Source organism: Streptomyces abyssomicinicus, from assembly GCF_008974245.1.
Classification (GTDB): Bacteria; Actinomycetota; Actinomycetes; order Streptomycetales; family Streptomycetaceae; genus Streptomyces; species Streptomyces abyssomicinicus.
The window spans coordinates 481,551-487,261 of the sequence record NZ_BBZI01000008.1 but is presented as its reverse complement, the minus strand read 5'-3'; the positions used below and the strand labels follow the sequence as shown (position 1 = coordinate 487,261).

The following is a 5,711-nucleotide window of genomic DNA, read 5'->3' as shown; positions in this document are numbered from 1 at the left end:
GGGGGCCCTCTGCCGTGCGAGGAGACCTCAGATCGTCCGGAAGGCCAGCACCACGTTGTGGCCACCGAAGCCGAACGAGTCGTTGAGCGCGGCGATCCGGCCGTCGACCGGCAGCTTGCGCGCCTCGTCGCGGACCACGTCGGCGAGTCCCGCCGCCGCCGGGTCCAGCTCCTTGATGTTGATGGTGGGCGGCGCCACCCGGTTGTACAGTGCCAGCACCGTGGCCACCGACTCGACACCGCCGGCGCCGCCGAGCAGGTGACCCGTCATCGACTTGGTGCCGGAGACGGCGATGTGGTCGGCGTCGTCGCCGAACACCGCGCGCAGGCCCTTGAGCTCGGCGATGTCACCCGCAGGGGTGGAGGTGGCGTGCGCGTTGACGTGGACGAGCTCGGCCGGGTCCAGGTCGGTGCTCTCCAGCAGGTTGCGCAGCGCGGCCTGGATGCCTCGGCCCTCCGGCTCGGGCTGCACGATGTCGTGGCTGTCGGCGGAGATGCCCTGGCCGACCGCCTCCGCGTAGACGCGGGCGCCGCGCGCGGCGGCGTGCTCGGCGGACTCCAGGACCAGGACACCGGCGCCCTCGCCCATCACGAAGCCGTCGCGGTCCGTGTCGTAGGGACGCGAGGCGCCCTCGGGGTCGTCGTTGTTCTTGGACATCGCCATCATGTTGGCGAACGCGGCGATCGGCAGCGGGTGGATCGCCGCCTCCGTGCCGCCCGCGACGACCACGTCGGCGCGGCCGCTGCGGATCATCTCGATGGCGTAGCCGATGGCCTCCGCGCCCGAGGCGCAGGCGGAGACCGGCGTGTGGACGCCGGCACGGGCGTTCACGGCCAGACCCACGTTGGCCGAGGGGCTGTTGGGCATCAGCATGGGCACGGTGTGCGGGGAGACGCGGCGGACGCCCTTCTCCTTCAGCACGTCGTACTGGCCCAGCAGGGTGGTCACCCCGCCGATGCCGGAGGCGATGACGGCGCCCAGGCGCTCGGGCTCGACGGCCGCGCCCTCCTCGCCCGCCTTGCCGGTGTAACCGGCGTCGGCCCACGCCTCCTGGGCGGCGACCAGCGCGAACTGCGCCGAACGGTCCAGCCGGCGGGCCTGCGGACGGGGGATCACCTCGGTCGGCTCCACCGCGATCTGCGCGGCGATGCGGACGGACTGCTCGGCGGCCCACTCCTGGGTCAGCGGGCCGACACCGGAACGTCCGGCGACCAGGCCCTCCCAGGTAGAGGCTACGTCGCCACCCAGCGGTGTGGTTGCGCCGATACCGGTGACGACCACGGTGCGATTGGTCGGGCTCACGGGAACACTTCTCCAACGAGGTAGGAACAACGGCGCCACCGCACTGCCGCCGCAGCGGGTGCCTCTGCCGGGGAGGCGAGGCACCCCCCGCGGAGACGCTGCCGGGTGGCGGGGCCCAGCATCAGGGGCTGAGGGACGCTCAGCCCTGGTGCTTGAGGATGTAGTCGGCGGCGTCGCCCACCGTCTTGAGCGTCTTGACGTCCTCGTCCGGGATCTTCACGTCGAAGCGCTCCTCGGCGGCGACGACGACCTCGACCATGGACAGGGAGTCGACGTCCAGGTCGTCGGTGAAGGACTTGTCCAGCTGGACGTCCTCGGTGGGAATGCCGGCGATCTCGTTCACGATCTCGCCGAGACCCGCGACGATCTCTTCCTGCGTGGCGGCCATGTCGGGCGCTCCTTCGTAGAGGTATTTCTGAGGGTGTGGCGCTCTGTGTCCACATGTCCGTGCCGGACCCGATCGTCCGGCACGGAACGCCTAGGGGAGGGTAACGACCGTCGCGGCGTAGGCCAGTCCGGCACCGAAACCGATGACCAGGGCCGTGTCGCCGCTCTTCGCCTCACCGGTCTCCATCAGCCGCTCCATCGCCAGTGGGATGGAGGCGGCCGAGGTGTTGCCGGTGGTGCGGACGTCCCGCGCGACGGTGACCGTCTCGGGCAGCTTGAGCGTCTTGAACAGCGAATCGATGATCCGCTCGTTGGCCTGGTGCGGGATGAACGCGTCCAGCTCGTCCGGGGCGATGCCGGCCGCGTCCAGCGCCTGCTGGGCGACCTTGGCCATCTCGAAGACCGCCCAGCGGAAGACCGTCTGGCCCTCCTGCGTGATGGCGGGGAACTTCACCCGGCCGGCCGAGTCCAGCGGCAGCTCGTCGAGGTCGCCTACGCGGAAGCGGTTCCAGGAGACCGTCTGCTTGATGACGCCGGACTTGTCGCCCTCGGAGCCCCAGACCGTCGGGCCGATGCCGGGCTCGTCGGACGGGCCGACCACCACGGCGCCCGCGCCGTCGCCGAAGAGGAACGCGGTGGCCCGGTCCTCCAGGTCCGTCAGGTCGGACAGGCGCTCCACGCCGATCACGACCACGTACTCGGCGGAACCCTCCACGACCATGCCCTTGGCCAGCGTCAGCGCGTAGCCGAAGCCCGCGCAGCCGGCCGAGATGTCGAAGGCGGCGGCCTTGTCCGTCCCCAGCTTCGCGGCGATCTCGGTCGCCACGGCCGGCGTCTGCTCGAAGTGCGACACCGTCGAGACCACGACCGCGCCGACCTGCTCGGCGGCGATCCCGGCGGCGGCCAGCGCCTTGCCGGCCGCCTCCAGGGACATCGCCGAGACCGTCTCCTCGTCGTTCGCCCAGTGGCGGGTCTGGATGCCCGAGCGCGAGCGGATCCACTCGTCGGAGGAGTCGATCGTCTCGAGGATCACCTCGTTGGGCACGATCCGCGCGGGACGGTAACCGCCCACGCCCAGAATGCGCGCGTACGGGGCGCCCTTGCTGGGCTTGATCTTCGACATGTTCGGTCGGCTCCTTCTGGGGCGTCAGGCGTGGTCGGCGATGAGCGCGCGGGCCGCGTCGAGGTGGTCGGGCGTCTTGAGGGCGAGCGTCTTGACGCCCGGCAGCGCGCGCTTGGCGATACCCGTGAGGGTGCCGCCCGGGCACACCTCGACGAGCGCGGTCACGCCGAGCTCCTTGAAGGTCTCCATGCACAGGTCCCAGCGGACCGGGTTGGCGACCTGGCCGACCAGGCGCTCCAGCACCTCGGCGCCGGAGGAGACCCGGGCGCCGTCCCTGTTGGAGACGTAGTCGATCTTCGGGTCGGCCGGCGCGAGGGCCTTGGCGGCCTCGGCGAGCCGGTCGACCGCGGGAGCCATGTGGTGCGTGTGGAACGCGCCGGCCACCTGGAGCGGCACCACGCGGCGCACGCCCTCGGGCATGTCCGCGACCAGCGCCTCGATCTGCTCGGCCGTGCCGGCCGCCACGATCTGGCCCGCGCCGTTCATGTTGGCCGGGGTCAGGCCCAGCTTCTCCAGGTGCGGGACCGTCACCTCGGGGTCGCCGCCGAGCAGCGCCGCCATGCCCGTCCGGGTGACGGCGGCGGCCTCGGCCATCGCCAGGCCACGGGTACGGACCAGCGACAGCGCGGCGGATTCCTCCAGCACGCCCGCGAAGACGGCGGCGGTGATCTCGCCGACGCTGTGACCGGCCACGGCGCCCGGAGCGACGTCGCCGAGCGCGGACGCGGACAGCAGACCGGCCGCGACCAGCAGCGGCTGCGCCACCGCGGTGTCACGGATGGCGTCCGCGTCGGCCTCGGTCCCGTAGTGGACGAGGTCGAGCCCGATCGCGTCGGACCACGCGGCGAGGCGGTCGGCGGCGCCGGGGAGTTCGAGCCAGGGAGTCAGGAAGCCGGGCGTCTGGGCGCCCTGGCCGGGAGCGACGAGTACGAGCACTCTCACACTCTCTCTTGGAGACGGCGACGGCCGCCCGTGGGGACAGGGACGAAGAACAGGAGGGCTAATTGTAGGACCCTCACAAAGGCTCAGCTCGGGTGATCGCCATCCTGGAGACGTCCCAGGACCAGCGCCACCCTCAGGGCGAACGCGGACCGGACGTCGGACGGCGACCACCCGGTGACGTCGGTCACACGTCGGAGCCGGTAGCGCACGGTGTTGGGGTGGACGAAGAGCATGCGTGCCGCGCCCTCCAGGCTGCTCGCCTGCTCCAGGTAGACGCTGAGCGTCTCCAGCAGAGCGGAGCCCGCCTCCTCCAGCGGTCTGTAGATCTCCTCCACCAGTTGCTCGCGTGCCATGGGATCCCCGGCGATCGCGCGCTCCGGCAGCAGGTCGTCCGCCAGCACCGGACGCGGGGCGTCCGGCCAGGCCGCGCAGGCCTTGAGCCCGGCGGTCGCCGCCTGCGCGGAACGGGTCGCCGCCAGCAGGTCGGGCACCACCGGCCCGGCCACCACGGGACCGGCCGCGAACGGCCCGATCAGCGACTTCGCCACGTGCAGCGGGCGATCGCTGCCGCCGGCGATCACCACCAGGCGGTGGCCCAGTACGCCGGTCAGCACCTGGAGCTTCGCGTGGCGCGCGGCGCGGCGGATCGCCTCCACGGTGAGTTCGCTGTCCCCGTCGGGGGCGGTGCCCAGCACCACGCAGACGTGCTCCGGGGCGTTCCAGCCCAGCGCCGCGGCCCGGCTGACGGCGCCCTCGTCGGCCTCGCCGGAAAGCACCGCGTTGACCACCAGCGACTCCAGGCGGGCGTCCCAGGCGCCGCGTGCCTCGGCGGCCTGGGCGTACACCTGCGCGGTGGCGAAGGCGATCTCCCGGGCGTAGACCAGCAGCGCCTCGCGCAGGACCGACTCGTCGCCGGGTGCGGCGACCTCGTCGATCGCGGACTCCATCACCTCGATGGTGGTGCGCACCATCTCCACGGTCTGCCGCAGCGTGATCGCGCGGGTCAGCTCACGCGGCGCCGTGCCGAAGACGTCGGTGGAGATCGCCTGGGTGGGGGTCTGCGGGCGGCGGAACCACTCCGTGAACGCGGCGATACCCGCCTGCGCCACCAGGCCGATCCACGACCGGTTCTCCGGCGGCATCGCCCGGTACCAGGGCAGCGTCTCGTCCATCCGCGCGATCGCCTGCGCGGCGAGGCTGCCGGACGACCGCTCCAGCCGCTTCAGCGTGGCCGAGTAGGTGTGGGCGTGGACGTCGGACGGATCGTGTGCGGACGGGGCGGCTTCGGAAGGATCTGGTGCGGGCACGCCCACAAGGGTGCCCCATGCCGGACGGCTTGCGCCGCGCCGGGTCGGACGCGGTGCGTGTGCGGACCGTCACACCCGGGCGTCGTCCCAGGTGCGGCGGGCCTTCGGGCGCGCGCCGGTAGCGTGATCACGTGACCATCGACGTACGGCGAGCGGCCGACCGGTACGCGGGCGGGGAGCCCGGTGCGGGGATCACCACCCGCCACTCCTTCTCCTTCGGCCCCCACTACGACCCGGACAACCTCGGCTTCGGCCCGCTGATCGCGTGCAACGAGGAGCGGCTGGAGCCGGGGGCGGGGTTCGACGAGCACCCGCACCGGCACGTGGAGATCATCACCTGGGTGCTGGAGGGCGCACTCACCCACCGCGACTCCGGCGGCCGGGAGCGGACCGTGCGCCCCGGCGACCTCCAGCACCTCAGCGCCGCGGCGGGCGTCCGCCACGTGGAGCGCAACGACGGTTCCGTGCCGTGCCGGTTCCTGCAGATGTGGCTCACGCCGCGGGCGGCGGGGGGAGAGCCCGCGTACACGCTGGTGCGCGAGCTCGGGGCCGGGGCGTACGAAGTCCCGGAGGCGGGCGGGGTGTTGCACACCTACCGCCTGGCCGCCGGCGACGGTGTGTCCCTCCCGGGCGCGGGTTCCCTCTACCTC

At 72.6% G+C, this 5,711-nt stretch carries 6 protein-coding genes; 1 reads left to right on the top strand and 5 read right to left on the bottom strand.

What is annotated here, in order from left to right:
* Positions 1-27 precede the first annotated feature (27 nt).
* The 5 genes from GBN72_RS19150 to GBN72_RS19130 all read right to left on the bottom strand — a co-directional run bounded on the left by GBN72_RS19150 (position 28) and on the right by GBN72_RS19130 (position 5,061).
* Positions 28-1,302 (bottom strand): beta-ketoacyl-[acyl-carrier-protein] synthase family protein, encoded by a 1,275-nt coding sequence (locus GBN72_RS19150; RefSeq protein WP_151773059.1) that lies wholly within the window; start codon positions 1,300-1,302, stop codon positions 28-30.
* A gap of 139 nt (positions 1,303-1,441) precedes the next feature.
* Entirely contained in the window at positions 1,442-1,690 is a 249-nt protein-coding gene (locus GBN72_RS19145) for an acyl carrier protein (protein ID WP_151773058.1), read from the bottom strand.
* A 90-nt stretch (positions 1,691-1,780) separates the two neighbouring features.
* A complete protein-coding gene (locus GBN72_RS19140; protein ID WP_151773057.1) occupies positions 1,781-2,812 on the bottom strand; it encodes a ketoacyl-ACP synthase III in 1,032 nt (343 codons plus the stop codon).
* Positions 2,813-2,836: 24 nt separating this feature from the next.
* On the bottom strand, positions 2,837-3,748 hold the full coding sequence (locus tag GBN72_RS19135) for an ACP S-malonyltransferase (protein ID WP_151773056.1): 912 nt from the start codon (positions 3,746-3,748) through the stop codon (positions 2,837-2,839).
* An 89-nt stretch (positions 3,749-3,837) separates the two neighbouring features.
* Positions 3,838-5,061, bottom strand: coding sequence for a PucR family transcriptional regulator (locus GBN72_RS19130; protein WP_151773055.1), 1,224 nt, complete (start codon positions 5,059-5,061; stop codon positions 3,838-3,840).
* Positions 5,062-5,198: 137 nt separating this feature from the next.
* On the opposite strand from GBN72_RS19130, the gene GBN72_RS19125 reads away from it, so the two are divergent.
* A partial coding sequence (locus GBN72_RS19125) for a pirin family protein (protein ID WP_246212679.1) occupies positions 5,199-5,711 on the top strand: 513 nt, incomplete at its 3' end.

Excerpts from the sequence above, each read along its gene's own strand:
- GBN72_RS19145 (WP_151773058.1), bottom strand. The coding sequence starts at position 1,690 with ATGGCCGCCACGCAGGAAGAGATCGTCGCGGGTCTCGGCGAGATCGTG.
- GBN72_RS19140 (WP_151773057.1), bottom strand. The coding sequence starts at position 2,812 with ATGTCGAAGATCAAGCCCAGCAAGGGCGCCCCGTACGCGCGCATTCTG.